This window comes from Streptomyces sp. JLBG701 (assembly GCF_058544905.1).
The window spans coordinates 2,258,364-2,280,671 of the sequence record NZ_CM178588.1 but is presented as its reverse complement, the minus strand read 5'-3'; the positions used below and the strand labels follow the sequence as shown (position 1 = coordinate 2,280,671).

Below are 22,308 nucleotides of genomic sequence, written 5' to 3'. Positions count from 1 at the left end.
GGACACCGCAGGGTGTCTTGGTGAAGATGCCCTGCTCCGTTCGTGCACGTTACTGGAAAGTATCGATGATCGATCGGCGGGGTCGGGCATCCTGGGCGCGAACGATCCGCGGCCGGGCGGATCCGCCGTGTTTCGGGGTGTGCAGATGGGACGAGTGTCACGTCGGGCGTTCGCGATTGCGGCGCTGTCGACCCTTGCCGTGGCGGGAGACAGCGGGGGTGCCGTGGCCGCTCCGCGTCGCTCGCGCCACCCGTGTCCGGCGGTCGAGATGCGTGGCATGTGGCTGGCGACCGTGGGGAACCTCGACTGGCCCTCGACGGCGGGCCTGTCCGTGGCCCGGCAGCGCGCCGAGCTGATCGCCCACCTCGACAAGGCGGTCGCCCTCAACCTGAACACCGTGATCTTCCAGGTACGGCCCACCGCCGACGCGCTGTGGCCCTCTCCGTACGAGCCCTGGTCGCAGTACCTCACCGGCACCCAGGGCAAGGCCCCGGGCTGGGACCCGCTCGGCACGGCCGTCGAGGAGGCCCACGCCCGCGGCCTGCAACTGCACGCCTGGTTCAACCCGTACCGCATCGCCAACCACGCCGACCCGACCAAGCTCGTCGCCTCGCACCCGGCCCGCCTACACCCGGACTGGGTGGTGCCGTATGCCGGAAAGCTGCTCTACAACCCGGGGTTGCCCGAGGTCCGCGCCTTCGTGCAGGACGCGATGCTGGACGCGGTGAAGAAGTACCCCGTGGACGCCGTGCACTTCGACGACTACTTCTACCCGTATCCCGTGGCCGGCCAGACCTTCGACGACACCGCGGCCTACGACAAGTACGGCGGGGCTTTCGCGACGAGGGCCGCCTGGCGGCGTGACAACGTCAACCGGCTAGTGCGCGAGATGGCCGTACGCATCAAGCAGATCCGGCCCACCACCCAGTTCGGGATCAGCCCCTTCGGGGTGTGGCGCAATGCGTCGACCGACTCGCGCGGTTCGGACACGCGGGCGACGCAGACGTACGACGACGTGTACGCGGACACCCGGAAGTGGGTGCGGGAGAGCTCGGTGGACTACATCTGTCCGCAGATCTACTGGAATATCGGCTTCACCGTCGCCGACTACGCCAAGGTGCTGCCCTGGTGGGCCGAGGTGGCACGGGGTACGAAGACGCGGCTGTACGTCGGTGAGGCGCTGTACAAGGCGGGTGACCCGGCGCAGCCCGCGGCCTGGCAGGACCCGGCCGAGTTGTCCCGGCACCTCACGCTCGCCAAGGACCACCCCGAGGCGCGGGGGCATGTCTTCTTCGCCGCCCGGGAGTTGGCGAAGGACGCGAACGGGGCGATGGCGCGGGTGGTCGCCGACCACTACCGGCGGCCGGCGATGCCACCGCGCTGAATCAGCGGGCTCATTGCGCTCAACGAGCTGGGTGAGCTCAGTGTGCGATGTCCCTGTGGCGGATTTCGGAATCGGGGCCGGGGGAGCAGATGGCCTCGTGCCCGTCCTCGAACCGGACGCGGTACGGGGGCGTGCCCTGCTGGCCCATCACTTCGACGATCTCGGCGACCTTGTCGTGTTGGCCGACCACCCTGCCGTGCTGGACAAGCTGGTCGCCCACGGTTGCGTGCATCTTTGGGGCCTCCTCACCAGGTGCGGGAGTAGCGTCCGTAGCCCTGAGTTTACGGCCCGGAGGGCTGGTTGCGAGTGGGCGGGACGGCCCGCTCAGCCCCGCGCCCGCTGGGTGACGGCGATGCAGACGAGCACGGCCGCGGCCGTCAGCGGAGCGGCAGCCGTCAGGTGCTCGCCCAGCAGCAGCACCGACCACACCAGTGTGAGCAGGGGCTGCGCCAACTGCAACTGGCTGGCCTTCGGGATGCCGATCGCCGCCATGCCCCGGTACCAGACGACCAGCCCGAGGAACTGCGAGCCGGCGGCGACCCACAGCAGTCCGGTCACGCTGTGGGCGGTGAGCTGGACCGGCTCCTGCGACAGGGCGAGCGCGGCGGCGGGCAGGGAGAGCGGGAGGCACAGCACCAGGGCCCAGCCGATGACCTGCCAGCCGGGCATGACCCGGGCCAGTCGGCCGCCCTCGGTGTAGCCGGCCGCGCACACCAGCAGGGCGGCGAAGAGATACACGTCGGCGGTGGTGAGGGCACCGCCGCTCTGCTGCACGGTGAAGGCCAGTACGGCGGCAGCGCCGGCGAGGGCCGCCGCCCAGAAGGTGCGCGAGGGCCGGGTGCCCATGCGCAGGGCCGAGCAGAGCGCGGTGGTCAGCGGGAGCAGGCCGACGACGACCGCGGCGTGCGAGGTGGTCGACGTCTGCAGGGCGAGCGTGGTCAGCAGCGGGAAGCCGACGACGACACCGGCGGCGACCACCGCGAGGCCGGCCCAGTGGCGACGGCTGGGGAGCGGCACGCGCAACGCCAGCAGACAGCCGCCCGCGATCAGCGCCGCGAGGACGCTGCGCACGGCGACCAGCGACCAGGGGCCGAAGCCCTCCAGGCCCCAGGCGGTGGCGGGGAACGTGAGGGAGAAGGCGGTCACGCCGAGCGCGGCCTGGAGGGTGCCGAAGGACGGGCTCTCGTGCGGAGGGGCGGTCGGGGTGGTGACCGCTATCCGGTTCGGCGTAGTAGCGCTACTCTGTGCTCTCATGCAAGAGAGTAGCAGTGTGGGTGATCTGGCGAGTCGGCTGCGGCGGGAGCTCGACCGCTACTCGCCGGGTGGAAAGCTCCCGTCGAGTCGGGCGCTCGTCGAACGGTTCCGGGTGAGCCCGGTGACCGTCTCGCGTGCCCTCGCTCAGTTGGCCGCCGAGGGGCTGGTGGTGACCCGGCCCGGCGCCGGGGCGTTCCGCGCCCAGCCGCGTACGGCCGCCGCACCCGCCGGGGACACCTCGTGGCAGGAGGTCGCCCTCAGCGCGGACGCCGCCGAACTGGTGCCGCGCACGGTCGACGCCTCCGGTGTCACCATCTCGCTGGCCGCCCCGCCGCCCGGCGTGATCGAGTTCAGCGGCGGCTATCTGCATTCCTCGCTGCAGCCCGAGCGGGCCATGGCGGCGGCGCTCGCGAGGGCAGGACGCCGCCCCGGAGCCTGGGGACGCCCGCCGATCGAGGGCCTCCCGGATCTACGGGAGTGGTTCGCCCGGAGCATCGGCGGGGCCGTGACCACCGCCGAGGTGCTGATCACGGCGGGCGGCCAGTCCGCCCTGACCACCGCCCTGCGCGCGCTGGCCCCGCCCGGCGCACCCGTCCTCGTCGAGTCGCCGACCTACCCCGGCATGCTCGCGATCGCCTGCGCGGCGGGCCTGCGCCCCGTGCCGGTACCGGTGGACGCGGACGGCGTACGCCCCGCGCTGCTCGCGGACGCGTTCCGGGCGAGCGGCGCCCGGGTGTTCGTATGCCAGCCGCTGTTCCAGAATCCGACCGGCGCGGTGCTCTCGGCGGAGCGCCGCCCGGAGGTGCTGGAGATCGCGCGGGCGGCCGGCGCCTTCGTGATCGAGGACGACTTCGTACGACGCCTGGTGCACGAGGACGCCGGTCCGTTGCCGCGTCCGCTGGCCGCCGACGACCCCGACGGAGTCGTCGTCCACGTCAGCTCACTGACCAAGGCGACCTCGCCCAGCTTCCGGGTGGGCGCGCTCGCCGCCCGCGGCCCGGTCCTGGAACGTCTGCGTGCCATCCAGGTCGTCGACACGTTCTTCGTCCCCCGGCCGCTCCAGGAGGCGGCCCTCGAACTCGTCGGCTCACCCGCCTGGCCACGTCATCTGCGGGTGGTGTCAACGGAGTTGAAGAACCGTCGGGACGCGATGACGACGGCACTGGCGAGCGGCCTGCCCGAACTCGCCCTCCCGCACATCCCGTTCGGCGGCTACCACCTGTGGCTCCGCCTCCCCGACGGCATCGACGAGTCGGCCTTGGTCTCGGGCGCCCTGCGCGCGGGCGTTGCCCTCATCCCCGGCCGCCCGTACTTCAGCGCCGAACCCCCCGCCGCCCACGTGCGGTTGAGCTTCGCGGCGGTCGCGGGGGCGGGGGAGATCGCGGAGGGGGTACGGAGGCTGCGTACGGCCTGTGACGAGGTGCTCCGGTAGCCGGCCGGCCCGCAAAAACGGTTCGACAAGGCGAGCGTCGAGCTGTGAACCTCCCGCCATGAGTGACGAACAGCGCCTGCCCGACGGCTACGAGCTCTCCACCGACCCCGGCCGTGTCGACGTCGACCGCGTCCACCGCTGGCTGTCGACCGACGCGTACTGGGCGATCGACCGGCCGCGCGAGAAGTTCGAGCGGGTGCTGGCGAAGTCGCTCAGCTTCGGCGTGTACGACACGACCTCGGGGGAGCAGGTGGCGTACGCGCGGGTGGTCACCGACGAGGGGCTGTTCGCGTGGCTGTGTGACGTCTACGTCGACCGGTCGGTGCGCGGCAAGGGAGTCGGCACGGCGTTGGTGCGCGGGGTGCACGACCACCTCGCCCCCTTGGGGGTGCGGCGCGTCCTGCTCGCCACGGCGGACGCGCACGGCGTCTACGAGAAGATCGGCTTCAAGCCGCTGGAGCGGCCCGACCGGTGGATGCTGCTCCAGCTCCCTGGATAACTCATAGACAACACCCCTTGACCTGCGCACTTTGCACACCTCACGATCACCGCATGCAATTTCGGGTCACATTCGTCGCCGCCGCGCGCAGCTCCCCGCTGCTCGCGGAGCGCTTCGGGGACGACCGGCCGCTGGATCAGGCGGGCTGGGACGAGGTACAGCGCGTCGCCCACGAGCTGGTGCCGCTCGCGGCGGCAGAGCTGCGCTACTGCTCGCCCACGCCGCGCAGCCGCGCCACCGGGGACGCGCTCGGCTATGCCCCGCTCGTGCAGCTCGCCCTGCGGGACTGCGACATGGGCCGCTGGCAGGGGCTGACCCTCGGCGAGGCGATGGCCCGGGAACCGGAGGCGGTGGACGCCTGGCTCGCCGACCCGAGGGCCACGCCGTACGGCGGTGAGTCGCTGCTCGGCTTCATCTCCCGGGTCGGGGGCTGGCTCGACACCCGACCCTTCGAGGACGGCGGCAGGATCGTCGCCGTGGCCGAGCCCTCGGTGATCCGGGCCGCCCTGGTGTACACGCTGAAGGCGCCGCCCTCGACGTACTGGAACATCGACGTCAGGCCACTGTCGACGACCACCGTCACGGGCCGGGCGGGACGCTGGAACCTCCGCTTCGAGGGGGCGTCCGCTCAGTCCACGCGCGCGTAGTCCCGCGTGTAGTCCGTCGTCAGGACGAGGTCCTTGGCGGGGCCGCCCACCCGCCACACGGTCCGCCAGTGGTCCGCGTCGCGGACGGTGAACTCGCCGCGGTAGAGGTCGGCCGAGCAGGGGTGGTCGGCGACATGGTGCCCTGAGCTCAGGTCCAGGTCGTGGAAGGGGCGGCCGTCCGCGAACCGTACGTCGGCCGTGCCGCGCTCGGCGCCCGGCAGGAAGCGCAGCGTCCGCTCGGCGGGCCGGGGGACGCCCTGCCAGACGAAGGTGCCGGACTCGTGGTGCAACAGTCCGCCCTCCGGCAGGCGGCTGAAAACGGTGGTCCCGGTGAACCGCCCCGCGTCCCCGCTCGCCAGATCCCGCACGGACCGCTCCACGCGCCAACTCCCGGCCAGATACGTCAGTGCGTCCGACACTGGCCAGAACTCGCCCATACCGCCCAGCTCTCCGTCCCATCCGTTCCTGCGCGACCCATTGACGCTCCTGGGCCCCCTCCCTATCTTGCCGTTCGAAGTGCTGACCCATGTCTGATATTTCGAACAACTCAAGAGCCGCGGAGTATCCATGTCACGCACCACCCGCACCCGTCTGAGACTCGCCTTGGGGGCAAGCGCTTTCTTGCTGGCGACAGCCGTAATCCCCGCGCACGCCGAGGACGTCACCGACTACGCGATCACCGTCGACCCGGCCGCCAAGGGCGCCAGGATCGACGACACGATGTACGGCGTCTTCTTCGAGGACATCAACCGCGCCGCCGACGGCGGCCTGTACGCCGAGCTCGTGCAGAACCGTTCCTTCGAGTACGCCACCGCCGACAACAGGTCGTACACCCCGCTGACCTCGTGGACGGTCGGCGGCACGGCCCAGGTCGTGAACGACGACGGCCGCCTCAACGCCGGCAACCGCAACTACCTCTCCCTGGACGCCGGTTCGTCCGTCACGAACGCCGGCTACAACACCGGCATCGCCGTGGCGGAGGGCGAGAAGTACGACTTCTCGGTGTGGACCCGCGCCGACGCCGGCACCACCCTCACGGTCACCCTCCAGGACGCCGACGGCACGCTGGCGAGCGCCCGCCAGGTGGCCGTGCGGGGCGGCTGGGCCCAGTACAAGGCGACGTTCACGGCGACCCGCGCCAGTGCCGCAGGCCGTCTCACCGTCGGCGCCTCCGACGCGGCGGCGCTCGACATGGTGTCGCTGTTCCCGCGCGACACCTACAAGGACGAGCCGAACGGCCTGCGCAAGGACCTCGCCGAGAAGATCGCCGCCCTGAACCCGGGCTTCGTCCGCTTCCCCGGCGGCTGCCTCGTCAACACCGGGTCGATGCAGGACTACAGCGAGGCCTCGGGCTGGGAGCGGAAGCGCTCCTACCAGTGGAAGGACACGATCGGCCCGGTCGAGGAACGCGCCACCAACGCCAACTTCTGGGGCTACAACCAGAGTTACGGCCTCGGCTACTACGAGTACTTCCGCTTCGCCGAGGACATCGGCGCGATGGCGCTGCCCGTCGTACCGGCGCTGGTGACCGGCTGCGGCCAGAACAAGGCCGTGGACGACGACGCGCTGCTCAAGCGGCACATCCAGGACACCCTCGATCTGATCGAGTTCGCCAACGGCCCGGTCACGAGCGAGTGGGGCAAGAAGCGCGCTCAGATGGGCCACTCCAAGCCCTTCCACCTCACCCACATCGAGGTCGGCAACGAGGAGAACCTGCCCACCGAGTTCTTCGCCCGCTTCACGCAGTTCCGCGCCGCCATCGAGGCCGCGTACCCGTACATGACGGTGATCTCCAACTCCGGTCCTGACGACGCCGGTTCGACCTTCGACACGGCCTGGCAGCTCAACAGGGACGCGGACGTCGACATGGTCGACGAGCACTACTACAACAGCCCGCAGTGGTTCCTCCAGAACAACGACCGCTACGACTCCTACGACCGCAGCGGCCCGAAGGTCTTCCTCGGCGAGTACGCCTCCTGGGGCAACGCCTTCAAGAACGGCCTGGCGGAAGCGGCCTTCATGACCGGCCTGGAGCGCAACGCGGACGTCGTCGAACTGGCCTCCTACGCCCCGCTGTTCGCCAACGAGGACTATGTCCAGTGGAGCCCGGACCTGGTGTGGTTCAACAACCACGCCTCCTGGAACTCGGCCAACTACGAGGTCCAGAAGCTGTTCATGACCAACGTCGGCGACCGCGTCGTCCCCTCCACCGCGACGACCACGCCCTCGGTGACCGGCCCGATCTCCGGTGCCGTGGGCCTGTCGACCTGGGCGACGACGGCGGCGTACGACGATGTGAAGGTGACGAGCGCCGACGGGGCGACGCTGCTCAGCGACGACTTCAGCGGTGACGACTCCCAGTGGACCCATACGGGTGGCGGCAGTTGGAGCCTTCAGGACGGGCAGTACGTGCAGACCGACGTGGCCGCCGAGAACACCATGGTCTCGGCCGGCGACACCTCCTGGCACGACTACGACCTGTCGGTGAAGGCGACCAAGAAGTCCGGGAAGGAAGGCTTCCTCGTCGCCTTCGGCGTCAAGGACACCGGCAACTACTACTGGTGGAACCTGGGCGGCTGGAACAACACCACCAGCGCGGTCGAACAGGCCGTGGACGGCGGAAAGTCGACGCTGATCTCCAAGGCCGGGACGATCGAGACGGGCCGCACCTACGACATCGACGTCAAGGTGAGGGGCCGTCAGGTCACTCTCTACCTCGACGGCGAGGAGTGGGGCAGCTTCACCGACGACAAGCCGGCCGAGCCGTTCCGTCAGGTCGTCACCAAGGACAAGAAGACCGGTGACCTGATCGTCAAGGTGGTCAACGCCCAGTCGGCGGCGGCCCGTACGGCGATCGACCTCGGCGGCGCGAAGGTCGCGTCCAAGGCCCGGGTGACCACGCTGACGGCCGACCCGAACGCGACGAACACGGAGACCGAGACGCCGGTCGCTCCGGTGAAGTCCACGTTCGAGGGGGTCGCCGACGAGTTCACCTACACCTTCCCGGCGAACTCCATCACGTTCCTGAGGATCAAGCAGAGGTAGCCGGTTCCGATGTGGCCTGCTGTCCCAGCGGCAGCAGGCCACGCTCGGCGAAGACCTTCTTCGCGGCGAGGGTCGCGTTGAGTGCCTTCGGCATGCCGCAGTACACCGCCGAGTGCGTCAGGGCCTCGACGATCTCCTCGGGGGTGAGCCCTACGTTCAGGGCCGCGTTGACATGCACGTCGAGCTGCGCCTCGCAGCCGCCGAGCGCGGTGAGCATGCCCAGCGTCACCAACTGGCGGTCACGCGGGGCGAGTCCGGGCCGGTCGTAGATCTCCCCGAAGGCCCAGGCGACGACCTGGTGGCCGAGCTCGGGGTTGATGTCGGCGAGGGAATCGACGACGCGCTGCCCGGCCTCGCCGTCGACCCGCCTGAGGACGTCGAGACCGTGGGCGAAGCGTTCCTGGCGGGAGGTCCTGTTGTCAGTCATGTCGGTGACGCTACGAGTTGGAGTGCGCTCCAGGTCAAGGAGGCTTGGGGATCATCATGAACATCCTGATCGTGGGTGGCAGCGGATACCTGGGCCGCGAGCTGGCTCGGCAGGCATGGGCGGCCGGGCACGCCGTGACGGCGACCTTCGCGAGCCGTGCCGCCGACATCCCCGGGGCCCGCTGGCTGCCCATGGACCTGTGTCGCGGCGAGGAGATCGCGCCGGTGCTCAGGGAGGTTCGGCCGGACGTTGTGATCAATGCGGCGTATCGCAAGGCGGACTGGGCCGTCACGGCCGACGGGGCGATCTGGCTGGCGATGGCCGTCGCTCGGTATGGGTCCCGGCTGGTGCATGTGTCCAGCGACGCCGTCTTCTCCGGCGCCGACGTCCGTTACGACGAATCCGCCGCGCCGGATCCGATCACCCCGTACGGCGCTGCGAAGGCCGCGGCCGAAACGGCGATCCGTCTGTTCGCCCCGGCCGCCGTCATCGCTCGCACCTCGCTGATCATCGGCGACGGTGGCTCCGTGCACGAGGCATTCGTCCACGATCTGGCCGCGGGGCGACGGAGCGGTGTGCTGTTCACCGATGTCGTCCGGTGCCCCGTTCATGTCGCCGACCTCGCCCGGGCCGTTCTTGAGCTGGCCGCCTCCGATCACGCAGGCGTGTGCCACCTCGCGGGAGCGGATGCGGTCAGCCGTCATGAGCTCGGTGTGCTGATCGCCGACCGCGATGGAGTGGACGCCTCGACGCTGACCGCCGGCCGCCGTGGCGACATCGGCACCCCGGGGGCGCTGGACGTTCGCCTGGACAGCACACGGACGCAACGCGCGCTGCGTACGAATCTGCGGGGTGCCCGCGACTTCCTGCGTCGCTGACACTGATGCGCGTTGCATAAAAGTGCAGGGAAACGTATAGTCATGCCATCAGGAGGAGGGTTCCATGGTGGTACGTGCGGCAGTGGCCGGAGCGAGTGGGTATGCGGGTGGGGAGCTGCTGCGTCTGCTTCTGGTGCACCCCGAGGTCGAGATCGGCGCCCTGACCGGCAACTCCAACGCCGGGCAGCGGCTCGGCGCGCTGCAGCCGCATCTGCTGCCGTTGGCGGACCGCGTGCTTGAGGAGACCACCGCCGAGGTGCTCTCCGGTCATGATGTCGTCTTCCTCGCCCTCCCGCACGGGCAGTCCGCCGCCGTCGCCGAGCAGCTCGGCCCGGACGTCCTCGTCGTCGACATGGGCGCCGACTTCCGGCTGAAGGACGCCGGTGACTGGGAGAAGTTCTACGGCTCCCCGCACGCCGGGACCTGGCCCTACGGCCTCCCCGAACTGCCGGGTGCCCGCGCCGCGCTGGAGGGGTCCAAGCGCATCGCGGTGCCCGGTTGCTACCCCACGGCCGTCTCGCTGGCGCTCTTCCCGGCGTACGCGGCGGGCCTCGCCGAGAACGAGGCCGTGATCGTCGCCGCGTCCGGCACCTCCGGCGCGGGCAAGGCGGCCAAGCCGCATCTGCTGGGCAGCGAGGTCATGGGGTCGATGTCCCCGTACGGCGTCGGCGGCGGCCACCGGCACACGCCCGAGATCATCCAGAACCTCGGCGGGGTGGCAGGCGAGCCCGTCTCCGTCTCCTTCACACCGACCCTCGCCCCCATGCCCCGCGGCATCCTCGCCACCTGCACCGCGAAGGCGCGCGACGGCGTCACCGGCGAGTCCGTCCGCGCCGCCTACGAGAAGGCCTTCGCCGACGAGCCCTTCGTCCACCTGCTCCCCGAGGGGCAGTGGCCCGCCACCGCGTCCGTCTACGGTTCCAACGCCGTTCAGGTGCAGGTCGCGTACGACGAGGCAGCGGGCCGCATCATCGCGATCAGCGCCATCGACAACCTGACCAAGGGCACCGCCGGCGGTGCCGTCCAGAGCATGAACATCGCCCTCGGGCTCGACGAGGCCACCGGGCTTTCCACGATCGGAGTCGCACCGTGAGTGTCACGGCAGCAAAGGGATTCACGGCGGCCGGTATCGCCGCCGGGATCAAGGCGAACGGCAACCCGGACCTGGCCCTCGTGGTCAACAACGGGCCCCGCCTCGCCGCCGCGGGCGTCTTCACCTCCAACCGCGTCAAGGCCGCGCCGGTGCTCTGGTCCGAGCAGGTGCTGAAGGGCGGCCAGGTCTCCGCCGTCGTCCTCAACTCCGGTGGCGCCAACGCCTGTACGGGTCCGAAGGGCTTCCAGGACACGCACGCCACCGCCGAGAAGGTCGCCGACACGCTCGGGCTGAACGCCGCCGAGGTCGCCGTCGCCTCCACCGGCCTCATCGGCGTCCTGCTCCCGATGGACCCGCTGCTCAAGGGAGTTGAGACCGCGGCCGGTCAACTCTCCGAGCACGGCGGCGAGAAGGCCGCCATCGCCATCAAGACCACCGACACCGTCCACAAGACGTCCGTAGTCACCAAGGACGGCTGGACCGTAGGCGGCATGGCCAAGGGCGCCGGCATGCTCGCCCCCGGCCTCGCCACCATGCTTGTCGTCCTCACCACCGACGTGGACCTCCCGAGTGACGTACTGGACAAGGCACTTCGGGCCGCCACCCGTACGACCTTCGACCGCGTCGACTCCGACGGCTGCATGTCCACCAACGACACCGTGCTGCTCCTCGCCTCCGGTGCCTCTCAAGTCGCCCCGGACTACGCGGAGTTCGCCGAGGCCGTACGCGCCGTCTGCGACGACCTCGGGCAGCAGCTCATCCGGGACGCCGAGGGTGCCAGCAAGGACATCAAGATCGAGGTGATCAACGCCGCGACCGAGGACGACGCCGTCGAGGTGGGCCGCTCCATCGCCCGCAACAACCTCCTCAAGTGCGCGATCCACGGTGAAGACCCCAACTGGGGGCGGGTGTTGTCCGCGATCGGTACAACGCAGGCGGCCTTCGAGCCCGACCGGCTCAACGTCGCCATCAACGGCGTCTGGGTGTGCAAGAACGGCGGCGTCGGCGAGGACCGCGAGAAGGTCGACATGCGCTACCGCGAGGTGCACATCGTCGCCGATCTCGCCGCCGGCTCCGAGACCGCCACCATCTGGACCAACGACCTCACCGCCGACTACGTCCACGAGAACAGCGCGTACTCCTCATGAGCAACACACCCGCGCGGAAGCACACCGCCCTGCCCAAGGCTCAGATCCTCATCGAGGCGCTGCCCTGGCTGACCCGGCACCAGGGCAAGACCGTCGTCATCAAGTTCGGCGGCAACGCCATGATCGACGAGGACCTGAAGGCCGCGTTCGCGCAGGACGTCGTGTTCCTGCACCATGCCGGCCTCAAGCCCGTCGTCGTGCACGGCGGCGGCCCGCAGATCAGCGCCGCCCTCGACCAGGCCGGCATCGTCAGCGAGTTCAAGGCGGGCCTCAGGGTCACCACCGAGGACGCGATGGACGTCGTACGCATGGTGCTGGCCGGACAGGTCCAGCGTGAACTGGTCGGACTGCTCAACCAACACGGCCCGCTCGCCGTGGGGTTGACGGGCGAGGACGCGCACACCATCACCGCAACCAAGCATCTGCCCGAGATCGACGGCGAGTTGGTCGACATCGGGCGGGTGGGCGAGATCACCGCGATCGACACGGGCGCGATCGAGGCACTGCTCGCCGACGGCCGCATCCCGGTCGTCTCGTCGATCGCCCGTAGCCAGGACGACCACCATGTCTACAACGTCAATGCTGATACGGCGGCTGCGGCACTCGCTGCGGCACTGGGCGCCGAAACCCTCATGGTCCTCACGGACGTCGAGGGCCTCTACGAGGACTGGCCGAACAGCGACGAGGTGATCAGCCGCCTCACCGCCGCCCAACTGGAGAAGCTGCTGCCGGAGTTGTCGTCCGGCATGGTGCCGAAGATGCAGGGCTGTCTGCACGCCGTACGCAACGGCGTCACCAACGCCCGCGTCATCGACGGCCGGGTCCAGCACTCGATCCTGCTGGAGATTTTCACGGACGAGGGCATCGGCACGATGGTCGTGCCCGACGAGGAAGAGGGGGACGGGGAATGACCGGCACCGCGACCAACGCAGAGCTCACCCAGCGGTGGCAGGGCGCGCTCATGAACAACTACGGCACCCCGCGGCTGCCCCTCGTCCGCGGCGCGGGCGCCAAGCTGTGGGACGCCGACGGCAAGGAATACGTCGATTTCGTCGGCGGTATCGCCGTGAACGCGCTCGGGCACGCACACCCCGCGATCGTCGAGGCCGTCAGCAGGCAGATCGCCTCCCTCGGTCATGTCTCCAACCTCTTCGTCGCCGAGCCGCCCGTCGCGCTCGCCGAACGGCTCCTCGAACTCTTCGGCCGCGACGGCAAGGTGTACTTCTGCAACTCCGGCGCCGAGGCCAACGAGGGCGCCTTCAAGATCGGCCGGCTGACCGGTCGGGGTCACATGGTCGCCACCCAGGGCGGCTTCCACGGCCGCACCATGGGCGCCCTCGCGCTGACCGGCCAGCCCGGAAAGCAGGAGCCGTTCCTGCCGCTCCCCGGTGACGTCACACATGTCCCGTACGGTGACGCCCAGGCGCTGGCCGCCGCGGTCACCGAGGACACGGCCCTCGTCATCATCGAGCCCATCCAGGGCGAGAACGGGGTCGTGGTCCCGCCCGCCGGCTATCTGAAGGCGGCCCGCGCGATCACCGCTGCGACCGGCAGTCTGCTCGTCCTCGACGAGGTGCAGACCGGAATCGGCCGTACCGGGCACTGGTTCGAGTACATGGCCCACGAGGGCGTCCTACCGGACGTCGTCACACTCGCGAAGGGCCTCGGCGGCGGGCTGCCGCTCGGCGCCACCGTTGCCTTCGGACGGGCCGCCGAACTGCTCCAGCCCGGGCACCACGGCACGACCTTCGGCGGCAACCCGATCGCCTGCGCTGCCGGACTCGCCGTTCTGGAGACCATCCAGGCCGAGGGACTCCTGGAGAACGTGAAGCGGCAGAGCGAGAAGCTGCGTGACGGAATCGAGTCACTGGGCCACCCGATGATCGGCCATGTCCGGGGCGCGGGCCTCCTGCTGGGTATCGTGCTCACCGAGCCTCTCGCGCCCCAGGCGCAGCAGGCGGCTCAGGACGCCGGTTTCCTGGTGAACGCGCCCGCCCCCGATGTCGTACGGCTGATGCCTCCGCTGAACCTCGGCGACGACGAGGTGGAGGCGTTGCTCCGGGCGCTGCCCGGCATCCTGGACGTGGCCAACGGGGACGGATCCGGAGAATGAGACGACGATGACCCAGGCGCAGGACCATGAGCAGTCGGCGGGGCCTGCCGTGCCGCAGACCCGCACCGCACGCCACCGGCGGATCGTGGACATTCTCAACCGGCAACCGGTGCGGTCGCAGAGCCAGTTGGCGAAGCTTCTCGCCGACGACGGGTTGACTGTCACGCAGGCGACGCTGTCCCGGGACCTCGATGAGTTGAACGCGGTGAAGATCCGGAACACCGACGGTGAGCTCATCTATGCGGTGCCCAGTGAGGGGGGCTTCCGTACGCCTCGGGCTCCGCTGGGGGAGTCGGCCAAGGAAGAGCGGATGCGGCGGCTGTCTGCCGAGTTGCTGATCTCCGCGGAGGCTTCGGCGAATCTTGTGGTCCTGCGGACCCCTCCGGGGGCTGCGCAGTTTTTGGCCTCGGCCATTGATCAGGCTGAGCTGCATGACATTTTGGGGACGATTGCGGGAGACGACACGTTGCTGTTGATCAGCCGGGCGCCTGATGGGGGTCAGGCTTTGGCGGATCACTTGTTGAGGTTGGCTCAGAACAACCATTGAGGGTTGAGTTTTGGGCGCGGGTGGTCTGTGGCTGGTCGCGCCCACGCGGCGGAGCCGCAAATCGATACAGCCCCGCGCCCCTAAAAGCACACCAGCTACCCGAGTCGCTGGGCCAAGCCCCCCGTACACCTCACCTCGTCGCCCGCCGTGATCAGCAGCGCCTCCACGTCCGGTAGCGACTCCAGCCAGCGCAAACCCTGCCTCGAACCCATTGCGAACGCTGCCGTTGCCCAGCAGTCCGCCCAGGTCAGGCTGGGGGCCACCACCGTTACAGCGACCAGGTCCGTGACCGCCGAGCGGCCGGTTCGGGGGTCGACTATGTGGGCGCCTCGTTCGGCTGTGCCGGAGGTGGCCACGGCCAGCTTGTCCGTGCCGGCCGCTGAGACCACGGCCGCCAGGCCGCCGGGGCGGAGTGGGTCCGCCACGCCCACGCGCCAGGGGCGGTGTGGGCCGGGGGTGCCGAAGAGTTGGACGTCTCCGCCGCCGTTGACGCTGACTCCGGTCACGCCGGGGGCCGCTGCCATGCGGCGGGCCGCTCGCTCCACCGACCAGCCTTTGACGATGCCGGTCGGGTCGAGGCGGCCCTCGTACGACGTGCTGAACCAGCCCTCGCTGGTCCGTGCCGCCTCCGCGCCCAGGTCGAGGACCTCGGCGACCTCGGCATCGCACTCCTCGACGCTCAACTCCCCACGGGCCAGCCGGGATATCTGGCTGTCGTCGCGGAACGTACTGAACACCTCGTCCACCCGGTGCAGTCCGGCGACGGCCTCGTCCAACGCCGCCCGGACCGCCTCGGGTTCCCCGCCGCGGACGTCGAAGGAGAAGACGGTCCCCATGACCTCCTCAACATGACGCACCGCGGCGGGAGCCTCCGCGGATTCGGTCACGGCCTCAGCCACCGGCCTGGTCCAGTGCCGACTGGAGCGACTCTTTGTAGCCCTCGCTGGTGTAGGTCGCGCCGGACACCGAGTCGATGTCCGCGCTTCCGGCCGCCACCGCTTCCTGGTTGAGCTTGGGGACGGCCAGCTCGGTCTTCTGGGTGCTCTGGCCGCCGCTGGGCGCCTGGACCGCCTCGGCCTTGGTGATCTTGCCGCCGCTGACGGTGATCCGGACCTGGACGGGGCCGTACTCGGTCTGCACGGTGCTGCCGGTGAGTGTGGCGGCCTCGGCGGCGGCGCCGGACTCCGACCCGGTCCCGGAGTCGCCGGCGTTCCCGGCGGAATCGGCACCCGCCTTGGCCTTGTCCAGTGCCGACTGGAGCGACTTCTTGTAGCCCGCACTCGTGTAGGTCGCGCCGGAGACCGTGTCGACGTCCGCGCTCTGCTTGGCGACCGCCGAGGCGTTGAGCTTCGGCACCGAGAGCTCGGTCTTCTGGTCGCTGGTCGCGCCCTCGGGCGCCTGGACCGCTTCCGACTTGGTGATCTTGCCGTCGGCGACGGTGATGCGGACCTGGACGTTCCCGTACTGCGTCTTGGCCGCGTCACCGGTGAAGGTGCCGGAGGCCAGCGCGCTGCCGGCGTCCTGGTTGCCGCCCGTGCCCGCGCTCGCGTTCGCCTTGTCGATCGCGGACTGCAGGGACTTTATGTAGCCCTCGCTGGTGTACGTCGCTCCGGAGACCGTGTCGATGTCCGGGCTCTGCTTGGCCACCACATCCGCGTTGAGCTTCGGGATGGCCAGCTCGGTCTTCTGGGTGCTGGTCCCGCCCTCGGGGGCCTGGACGGCCTCCGCCTTGGTGATCTTGTTGTTGACGACGGTGATGCGGACCTGGACGTTGCCGTACTGCGTCTTGACCGCGTCGCCGGTCATGGTCCCCGACACGACCGCCCCGGACCCGCCCTGGGCCGCCTCCTGCGCCGCCGCGCCCGAGCCGGACGCCTCCTGGGAGGAAGTGGCGTCCGAGGCCGGTTTCAGCGACAGCAGCAGCACGATCCCTGACACGGTCGCGGCGGTGGCGAGCACGACACGCCGAAGGGGGTGGCTCTTCCTCATCGCTCCTGAGCTCCTGATTCCCGTAGATCCAGATCCGAAGACGGTGGATTCCCGTCGCTCACATCTCGAACGACTCGTGATGGATACGGCGGGCGGGAACTCCCGCGCCGCGCAGTGCTTCGTAGACCGACTGCGCGAAGCCGGGCGGCCCGCACATGAAGACGTCGTGGTGGTCGATGTCCGGGAGCTTGCGGCGCAGGGAGTCCGCGGAGATGTCCGGGCGTTCGCCGTCCGGGCTGTTGACCGCGTACATGAGCCGGGCGCCGCGCTCGTCGGCGATGGTGGCCAGCTCGTCCCACAGGGCCAGGTCCTGGGTGCTGTTGGCCCGATAGAGGAGGGTGATGTCGCCGGACGCGCCGGGCAGCGTCTCGAACAGCGCCCGCATCGGGGTGATGCCGACGCCGCCGGCGACCAGCAGCACCTTGCCGCGGCTGCGCCGGGAGGCCGTCAGCGCGCCGTACGGTCCCTCGGCCCACACGCGCGTGCCCGGCGTCAGCTCACGCAGCCGGGTGCTGTGGTCGCCGATCGCCTTCACGGTGATCCGCAGCATGTCGGGGCGGGGCGCCGCCGACAGCGAGTACGGGTGCGAGCTGAACCGCATGCCCGGCGCCAGGAACCGCCAGCGGAAGAACTGCCCGGCCTCCGCGCCCATCCGGTGCAGCTTGCGCCCGCCGATCAGCACGGACACGATGCCGGGCGTCTCCTCGATCACGGCCTCGACCCGCATCCGGTGGCGCAGGTTGAGCCGGACCGGCGTGATGACGCGGTACCAGATCACCAGCGCGGTGACCGTCCCGTACAGCCCGTACCAGGCGGTCTTGGCGGTCGGCTCGACGACGAAGTCGTTGCCGGTGGTGAGCTGGTGCCAGAACGTCAGGAACACCGCCGCGTACGTCATCAGATGCACGTGGTACCAGGTGTCGTACGGCATCCGGCGACGGATCCCGCCGATGGAGACCAGCCCGATGAGGAACAGCAGGCCGGTGCCGATGGCGGCCTTGCCCATGTCCGGCAGCTGGTTGATGGAGTCGATCGTCTGCTGGACGATGTCGCCGAGCCCCTTGCCGGCCTGCGCGGCATAGCCCCACATGGTGAGGAAGACGTGGGCGATGACCAGACAGAGCGTGTAGCGGCCGCTCATCGCGTGCCAGCGGGCGACCCGGTCGGATCCCACCCGGCGTTCCAGGGCGGGCACCCGGGCCATCTGGAGCACGACGAGCGCCATCAGATAGCCCGCGAGCAGACCGGTGATCCGGCCCGCGTTGAGGATCTTGCCGTTGTTGTCGGCGATGGACGGTGTGTTGTGCCACCACAGCCACAGCACACCCGCCGCACCCGCCCACACGGCGAGCAGCAGCAGGGTCGCCGGGGAGCGGCGCGGACGGATGCGGCGCATCGTCTGGCGGCGGGCGGCGCGGCCGCCTGCGAGCGTGGTGGTCACGGTTCCTCCGTGGACGGGGCAAGGGGGGCTTGGTCCCTTGGCCCTGATGTACGTGCCACGGCGGCTGTGCGTTCAGAGTCCTGCCGAGTCGGGTGCGGACCCGAGTGACTGGCGGTAACCGGCGGGTCGGGTCCGGCTCAGTAGCGGGTGATCGCCGTACGTCCGTCCGCCGTGCCGATCGCCATGTGCGGCGCGCTGCGGGGATCGGCCCAGGTGAGGATCTGTCGCATCGTGTCCGCCGGCACGGACACACAACCCGCCGTGGCACCACGTCCGTTGACATGGAGGAAGATGCCGGCGCCGCGCCCGCGCACCGGCCGTTGGTAGTTGAAGCCGATGACGAGCGCATGGGCGTACTGCGTCTGATACGAGACCAGGTGCTCCGACTCCGCGGCCCGGCAGTCCGCGGGGCGCGGATCGACCCAACGGTTGTAGGACTTCGAGTCGTTGTCCTGGCACCACCACGAACTCTGCTTCACGGGGCGGTACTTGTACGTGGTCCCGTCCGGCGCCGTCTTGATCCCGAAGGCGTACGGCAGGTCGTACAGCCCGGTGGGCGTGGTGTTCGTGCCCTGCTTGCGGGAGGCGCCCTCCACCAGCCCGCCCGCGCCGAACCGGGCCTTCGCCGAACCGTCCTTCACCCACCGGCCGTTGTGCAGGTGCCACCAGGTGACCGTGCCGTACGTCGATTTCGTCCGCGCGGCGACGGCGGTGATGAGCTGGGTGCCGCCCCCGGTGTCGGCCATGCGCGCGGGCAGTGGCGCACCGGCGTCGCTCGGCGCGGCGCCGAGCAGAAGGACGGATGTGGCGGCGAGGACGACGGTGAGACCCGGGCGGCGCATGCTGCGACCGTAGACGGAGGCGGCGGCGACGGCAGGGCGGTTGGGCCAATCGGCCGCCCGCACCTTTGCCACGCCGTCGCCGCCGTCGGTACCGGCTGGGCTCACGGACCCAGCGGATTGAGCTTGTCGGCCTTTCCCTCGAAGGCGTACAGCAGCAGGTCGGTCATCCCGAACACGTCCTTGGCGTTGCGCTCCTCGACCGGGCTGAGGAACGGGCGCCAGAAGGGGTCGCGGACGATGGAGTACCGGCTGCCCTCGATGGCCCGGTGGAACACCTCGGCGACGATGCGGCCGCCGACGCCGGTCAGCTTGCCGCCGCCGTTCACCTCCGCCTCGCGCAGGATGTAGAACCACAGCGGGCAGGCCTTGACCAGCTTCTTCTTGAGCGCGTCGGAGAGCTGGGCGCTGTCGCGGTTGTCGAAGTCCGAGGCGAGCAGCGGCTTGATCTTCATCTTCTCGGCCATCTGCTGACCCGTGGCCAGGCTCATCATGTTCGCCCGGGTGAGGTTGCGGAACGCGAGGTTCAACTCCGCGGGCTTGACCTCGCCGCCGCCGCGGCCGCCGAAGGAGCCGAGCGGCAGTGTGGCCAGCGGGTTGACCAGCACGGTGTCGATGCGCTTGGCGAGGTTGAACTCCGCCGTGGTCACGGCGAGGTCGGGCCGACCGCCCTTGGCGAAGTCGAACAGGCGACGGAGGTCGGCGATCCAGTTGGTGGGCAGGCGCAGGAAGGCGCCCGCCTCCGGGTCATTGGCGTCGGCCGGCGGCGGAGAAAGGATTCCGCTGGTACCGGTGAAGCGGAACAGCAGAGGGAGCGTGCCGGGCCCAAGCGGACTCCCGGTCCGGAAGATCCTGTTCCACTCGTAGGCGCCGCGCACCATGCTGTGACCGAGACGGTAGGCCGCCACGGAGAACTCGATCGGCATCGTCGGCCGCTCGTCGTCCTTCGGCGAGGTCTCGAAGTGCTTGCGCCCCTTGGTGAAGACCTCCGTGACGACGGACGGGTCGACGATCTGCGGCAGGAAGTCGTGCACCAGCATCCACTGGTAGTGCTTGACCACCGTCTCGCGCGCCGACTCGAAGAGCACCGCGCTGGACACGCCTTTGTTGGCGAGGTCGGTCGCGACCCGGTTGTGGAAGCGGATGAACGCGCAGTGGAGCTGGGCGACGGCCAGGTTCTCGTCGTTGCGCGGATCCGGGATCAGCGGCCGACGCCGCTCGGACTGCAGCGAGCCGGTGCCCACCCTGGGCAGGTCGTAGCCGTCGATGACGTCCTTGGTGATGTCGGTGGCGTTGGGGATGCCCTGGGTCTGGCCGATCTTCAGCAGGATCCCGTCGTCCTGGTAGAAGCGGCGGTCGAAGCGGTTGTTCGGGCCCAGGCCGTAGAGGCTGTCGAGGTCCAGCGCCGGGGACCTGCCCTGCAGCAGCTCCTTGACGGTGATCTCGTCCTCCAGGCGTACCGCCGTTGCGTCCAGGGTCAGGTCGTGATCCACGAACTGGCCGAGGTAGGTGAAGCCCGCCGGGATTCCGGGGTTGGAGTCGGGCTGGCCGCCGCCGGGCGGGTTGGTGGTCATGTTCGTGGCGAGTTCCTCGCGGGCGGCCCGGTCGAGCAGCTGCTCGGGCTTCGCCTTCGGGCCCAGCCTGGAGAACTGGAACTTGCGCACCTGCGCGACGGCCGACGGCGTCTGCGGCTCCGCGGGGCTCCCGTCCTCGCCGGAGTCGGCGAGGATCCCCTCACCGGCGACTAAGAACGACGAGCGGACATGGCGTTTGCTCTGTGGTTCGCGGGTTGGTCGAAGCATGGATCCCCCTGTGTGTTCTTGCCCGTTGGGCACACGCTAGGGGACAGGCGCGACGGAAGGGAGAATTCCAACAAAGGCTCTCAATGATCGCGCCTTGGTGTACATCGATCAAACGCTGGTAAATCGGTCATCAGTGCGCACCGTCATGCACGGTCAGGAAGCCGGGGCCGGCGAGTGGGGCGCCGGTGTGGGAGGAAGCGGCAGCGGCAGCCCCGGGAGGCCGTCCATGCTGGTGGCGATGTGATCCTTCTTGGTGAAGTACGCGCTCAGCGAGGCGTCGTCCTCACGAGCGAACCGCTTGCCGTGCAGATCGCGGTCCTCGTCGTACGTCATGAAGGGCACCGCGTACCCACAGGTGTCACGGACGAGTTCGGCCGTCACGACGATGATCGCGCGCAGCCCGTGCGGGGTCGGGTCGATGTCGGGGAAGTGGGCGAGAAGTTCCGGGAAGCGCCGGTCGTCACGGAAGACCGGCTCGCCGTGACCGTGCACCCGGACGATGTTCGGCGGGCCCTGGAAGGCGCACCACATCAGGGTGATCCGGCCGTTCTCGCGCAGATGGGCGACGGTCTCCGCGTTGGACCCGGCGAAGTCGAGGTAGGCCACGGTGTGTTCGTCGAGGACCGCGAACGACCCGCTGACCCCCTTGGGGGAGAGGTTGATCGTGCCGTCGCCGGACAGGGGTGCGGACGCGGTGAAGAAGATGGGCTGGCTCTCGATGAACGTACGGAGTCTGCCGTCTATGCGCTCATAAGTCTTTCCCATGTCTAACGATCATAGGCGAGAGTCTTTCGTCTGTCTAAGTAATTACGGGTCCCGCTGTCGGCCATCGCCACCGCGGCCGCCCCGGCCGGCGCTGAATCGGGGCGGCCACGGCTGCCTGTCACGTCACTTGGTGAGCGTGCAGGCGGCCAGAGAGTCCAGCCCGGTGGGTTTGGCCGCGGTACGGCCGATGGAGATGGCGATGCGGTCGATGGTCGAGGTCCGCTTGTCCTTGAGGGGGCCGAGGATGGCGTTCTGCACGAAGTTGGCGCCGCCCTGGCCCTGGGTGTCGACCAGTCGCTTGTTGGCCTCGGCGATCTGGGTGTTGAGCAGGGCGAGGTTGCGGTCCACCTCGGCCTTCGCGGTGGCGGGGATCGCGGGCAGCTTGGAGGCGACGTCGGGGCAGGTGATGGTGCCGGCGGCGTTGACCGCGCCCGTGTTGCCGGTGTTCCCGGTGTTGCCCCCGGCCTGCTGCGTGGCCGTAGCCGTGGCGCTCGCGGCCGGCGTGCTCGCCGCACCGCCCGCGTTCAGCGTGCACGGCGCCAGCGCCTCAAGACCGGCCGGTCGGGCCGCCGTGCGTCCGATCGCCGTCGCGATGCGGTTCACCGTGGCCACCCGCTTGTCCTTGAGCGGGCCGAGGATGGCGTTCTGCACGAAGTTGGCGCCGCCCTGGCCCTGGGTGTCGACCAGTCGCTTGTTGGCCTCGGCGATCTGGGTGTTGAGCAGGGCGAGGTTGCGGTCGACCTCGGCCTTCGCGGTGGCGGGGATCGCGGGCAGCCGCGACGCGACGTCCGGGCAGGTGATCGTGCCGGGGCTGGCCAGGGTCCGGGCGCTGGTGCCGCTCTTGGACGTCTCCCCGGCGAGGGCGGAGCCGGTGATCACGGCGCCGGTCAACGCCACCGCGGCGGCGCCGCCGATGATCGCCACGCGTCTCTGGTTGTACTTCGGAAGGGCCCTGGACATACGGATGCCTCACTCGGGTCGGGGGGTGACTTCGTTGTTTACAGA

General features: G+C 69.8%; 22 protein-coding genes. 11 read left to right on the top strand and 11 right to left on the bottom strand.

Annotated features, from left to right (window positions below; genetic code table 11):
• The first annotated feature begins 145 nt into the window (after positions 1–145).
• Complete coding sequence (locus AC5DRG_RS10495) at positions 146–1,384, top strand: glycoside hydrolase family 10-like protein (RefSeq protein ID WP_491809728.1); 1,239 nt, start codon at positions 146–148, stop codon at positions 1,382–1,384.
• Positions 1,385–1,421: 37 nt separating this feature from the next.
• Here the strand turns inward: AC5DRG_RS10495 and AC5DRG_RS10490 are convergent, their stop codons facing one another.
• The gene (locus AC5DRG_RS10490) at positions 1,422–1,616 is read right to left on the bottom strand and encodes a DUF1918 domain-containing protein (RefSeq protein ID WP_491809727.1); all 195 of its coding nucleotides are present in this window, start codon (positions 1,614–1,616) and stop codon (positions 1,422–1,424) included.
• Between the two features lie 92 nt (positions 1,617–1,708).
• Entirely contained in the window at positions 1,709–2,602 is an 894-nt protein-coding gene (locus AC5DRG_RS10485; protein ID WP_491813009.1) for a DMT family transporter, read from the bottom strand.
• Here AC5DRG_RS10485 and AC5DRG_RS10480 point away from each other — a divergent pair.
• The 3 genes from AC5DRG_RS10480 to AC5DRG_RS10470 are packed head-to-tail and all read left to right on the top strand — an operon-like array spanning position 2,499 to position 5,216.
• Positions 2,499–4,070, top strand: a complete 1,572-nt coding sequence (locus AC5DRG_RS10480; RefSeq protein WP_491809726.1) for an aminotransferase-like domain-containing protein — start codon at positions 2,499–2,501, stop codon at positions 4,068–4,070. The genes AC5DRG_RS10485 and AC5DRG_RS10480 overlap by 104 nt on opposite strands.
• Positions 4,071–4,128: 58 nt before the next feature.
• Positions 4,129–4,569 carry a GNAT family N-acetyltransferase gene (locus AC5DRG_RS10475; protein ID WP_491809725.1) on the top strand — a complete coding sequence of 147 codons (441 nt, stop codon included), beginning with the start codon at positions 4,129–4,131 and terminating at the stop codon, positions 4,567–4,569.
• A gap of 53 nt (positions 4,570–4,622) precedes the next feature.
• On the top strand, positions 4,623–5,216 hold the full coding sequence (locus tag AC5DRG_RS10470; RefSeq protein WP_491809724.1) for a histidine phosphatase family protein: 594 nt from the start codon (positions 4,623–4,625) through the stop codon (positions 5,214–5,216).
• On the opposite strand, the gene AC5DRG_RS10465 is transcribed toward AC5DRG_RS10470, so the two are convergent.
• Positions 5,198–5,653 carry a DUF6314 family protein gene (locus AC5DRG_RS10465; RefSeq protein WP_491809723.1) on the bottom strand — a complete coding sequence of 152 codons (456 nt, stop codon included), beginning with the start codon at positions 5,651–5,653 and terminating at the stop codon, positions 5,198–5,200. The genes AC5DRG_RS10470 and AC5DRG_RS10465 overlap by 19 nt on opposite strands.
• 130 nt (positions 5,654–5,783) lie before the next feature.
• On the opposite strand from AC5DRG_RS10465, the gene AC5DRG_RS10460 reads away from it, so the two are divergent.
• Positions 5,784–8,261 carry an alpha-L-arabinofuranosidase family protein gene (locus AC5DRG_RS10460; RefSeq protein WP_491809722.1) on the top strand — a complete coding sequence of 826 codons (2,478 nt, stop codon included), beginning with the start codon at positions 5,784–5,786 and terminating at the stop codon, positions 8,259–8,261.
• Here the strand turns inward: AC5DRG_RS10460 and AC5DRG_RS10455 are convergent.
• Positions 8,248–8,688 carry a carboxymuconolactone decarboxylase family protein gene (locus tag AC5DRG_RS10455; protein WP_491809721.1) on the bottom strand — a complete coding sequence of 147 codons (441 nt, stop codon included), beginning with the start codon at positions 8,686–8,688 and terminating at the stop codon, positions 8,248–8,250. The genes AC5DRG_RS10460 and AC5DRG_RS10455 overlap by 14 nt on opposite strands.
• Positions 8,689–8,744: 56 nt before the next feature.
• On the opposite strand from AC5DRG_RS10455, the gene AC5DRG_RS10450 reads away from it, so the two are divergent.
• The 6 genes from AC5DRG_RS10450 to AC5DRG_RS10425 all read left to right on the top strand — a co-directional run bounded on the left by AC5DRG_RS10450 (position 8,745) and on the right by AC5DRG_RS10425 (position 14,467).
• Complete coding sequence (locus AC5DRG_RS10450) at positions 8,745–9,566, top strand: SDR family oxidoreductase (protein WP_491809720.1); 822 nt, start codon at positions 8,745–8,747, stop codon at positions 9,564–9,566.
• 64 nt (positions 9,567–9,630) lie between these two features.
• Positions 9,631–10,659: an N-acetyl-gamma-glutamyl-phosphate reductase gene (argC, locus tag AC5DRG_RS10445; RefSeq protein WP_491809719.1), complete on the top strand. Its 1,029-nt coding sequence runs from the start codon at positions 9,631–9,633 to the stop codon at positions 10,657–10,659.
• Complete coding sequence (gene argJ, locus AC5DRG_RS10440) at positions 10,656–11,807, top strand: bifunctional glutamate N-acetyltransferase/amino-acid acetyltransferase ArgJ (RefSeq protein WP_491809718.1); 1,152 nt, start codon at positions 10,656–10,658, stop codon at positions 11,805–11,807. The genes argC and argJ overlap by 4 nt, the downstream gene beginning before the upstream one ends.
• A complete protein-coding gene (gene argB / locus AC5DRG_RS10435) occupies positions 11,804–12,718 on the top strand; it encodes an acetylglutamate kinase (RefSeq protein WP_491809717.1) in 915 nt (304 codons plus the stop codon). Before argJ ends, argB begins: the two co-directional genes overlap by 4 nt.
• Positions 12,715–13,920, top strand: a complete 1,206-nt coding sequence (locus AC5DRG_RS10430; RefSeq protein ID WP_491809716.1) for an acetylornithine transaminase — start codon at positions 12,715–12,717, stop codon at positions 13,918–13,920. Before argB ends, AC5DRG_RS10430 begins: the two co-directional genes overlap by 4 nt.
• A 7-nt stretch (positions 13,921–13,927) precedes the next feature.
• Positions 13,928–14,467: an arginine repressor gene (locus tag AC5DRG_RS10425; protein WP_491809715.1), complete on the top strand. Its 540-nt coding sequence runs from the start codon at positions 13,928–13,930 to the stop codon at positions 14,465–14,467.
• 95 nt (positions 14,468–14,562) lie between these two features.
• On the opposite strand, the gene AC5DRG_RS10420 is transcribed toward AC5DRG_RS10425, so the two are convergent.
• From AC5DRG_RS10420 to AC5DRG_RS10390, 7 genes are all read right to left on the bottom strand, one after another.
• Entirely contained in the window at positions 14,563–15,303 is a 741-nt protein-coding gene (locus AC5DRG_RS10420; RefSeq protein ID WP_491813008.1) for an FAD:protein FMN transferase, read from the bottom strand.
• Positions 15,304–15,358: 55 nt separating this feature from the next.
• Entirely contained in the window at positions 15,359–16,456 is a 1,098-nt protein-coding gene (locus AC5DRG_RS10415; protein ID WP_491809714.1) for an FMN-binding protein, read from the bottom strand.
• 58 nt (positions 16,457–16,514) lie between these two features.
• Positions 16,515–17,897, bottom strand: coding sequence for a ferredoxin reductase family protein (locus AC5DRG_RS10410; protein WP_491809713.1), 1,383 nt, complete (start codon positions 17,895–17,897; stop codon positions 16,515–16,517).
• Positions 17,898–18,034: 137 nt separating this feature from the next.
• Positions 18,035–18,739, bottom strand: a complete 705-nt coding sequence (locus AC5DRG_RS10405; protein ID WP_491813007.1) for a L,D-transpeptidase family protein — start codon at positions 18,737–18,739, stop codon at positions 18,035–18,037.
• Positions 18,740–18,840: 101 nt separating this feature from the next.
• Positions 18,841–20,538 (bottom strand): peroxidase family protein, encoded by a 1,698-nt coding sequence (locus tag AC5DRG_RS10400; protein WP_491809712.1) that lies wholly within the window; start codon positions 20,536–20,538, stop codon positions 18,841–18,843.
• A 153-nt stretch (positions 20,539–20,691) separates the two neighbouring features.
• Positions 20,692–21,303, bottom strand: coding sequence for a pyridoxamine 5'-phosphate oxidase family protein (locus AC5DRG_RS10395; RefSeq protein ID WP_491809711.1), 612 nt, complete (start codon positions 21,301–21,303; stop codon positions 20,692–20,694).
• Between the two features lie 123 nt (positions 21,304–21,426).
• Positions 21,427–22,263, bottom strand: a complete 837-nt coding sequence (locus AC5DRG_RS10390) for a hypothetical protein (protein WP_491809710.1) — start codon at positions 22,261–22,263, stop codon at positions 21,427–21,429.
• Between the last annotated feature and the right edge of the window lie 45 nt (positions 22,264–22,308).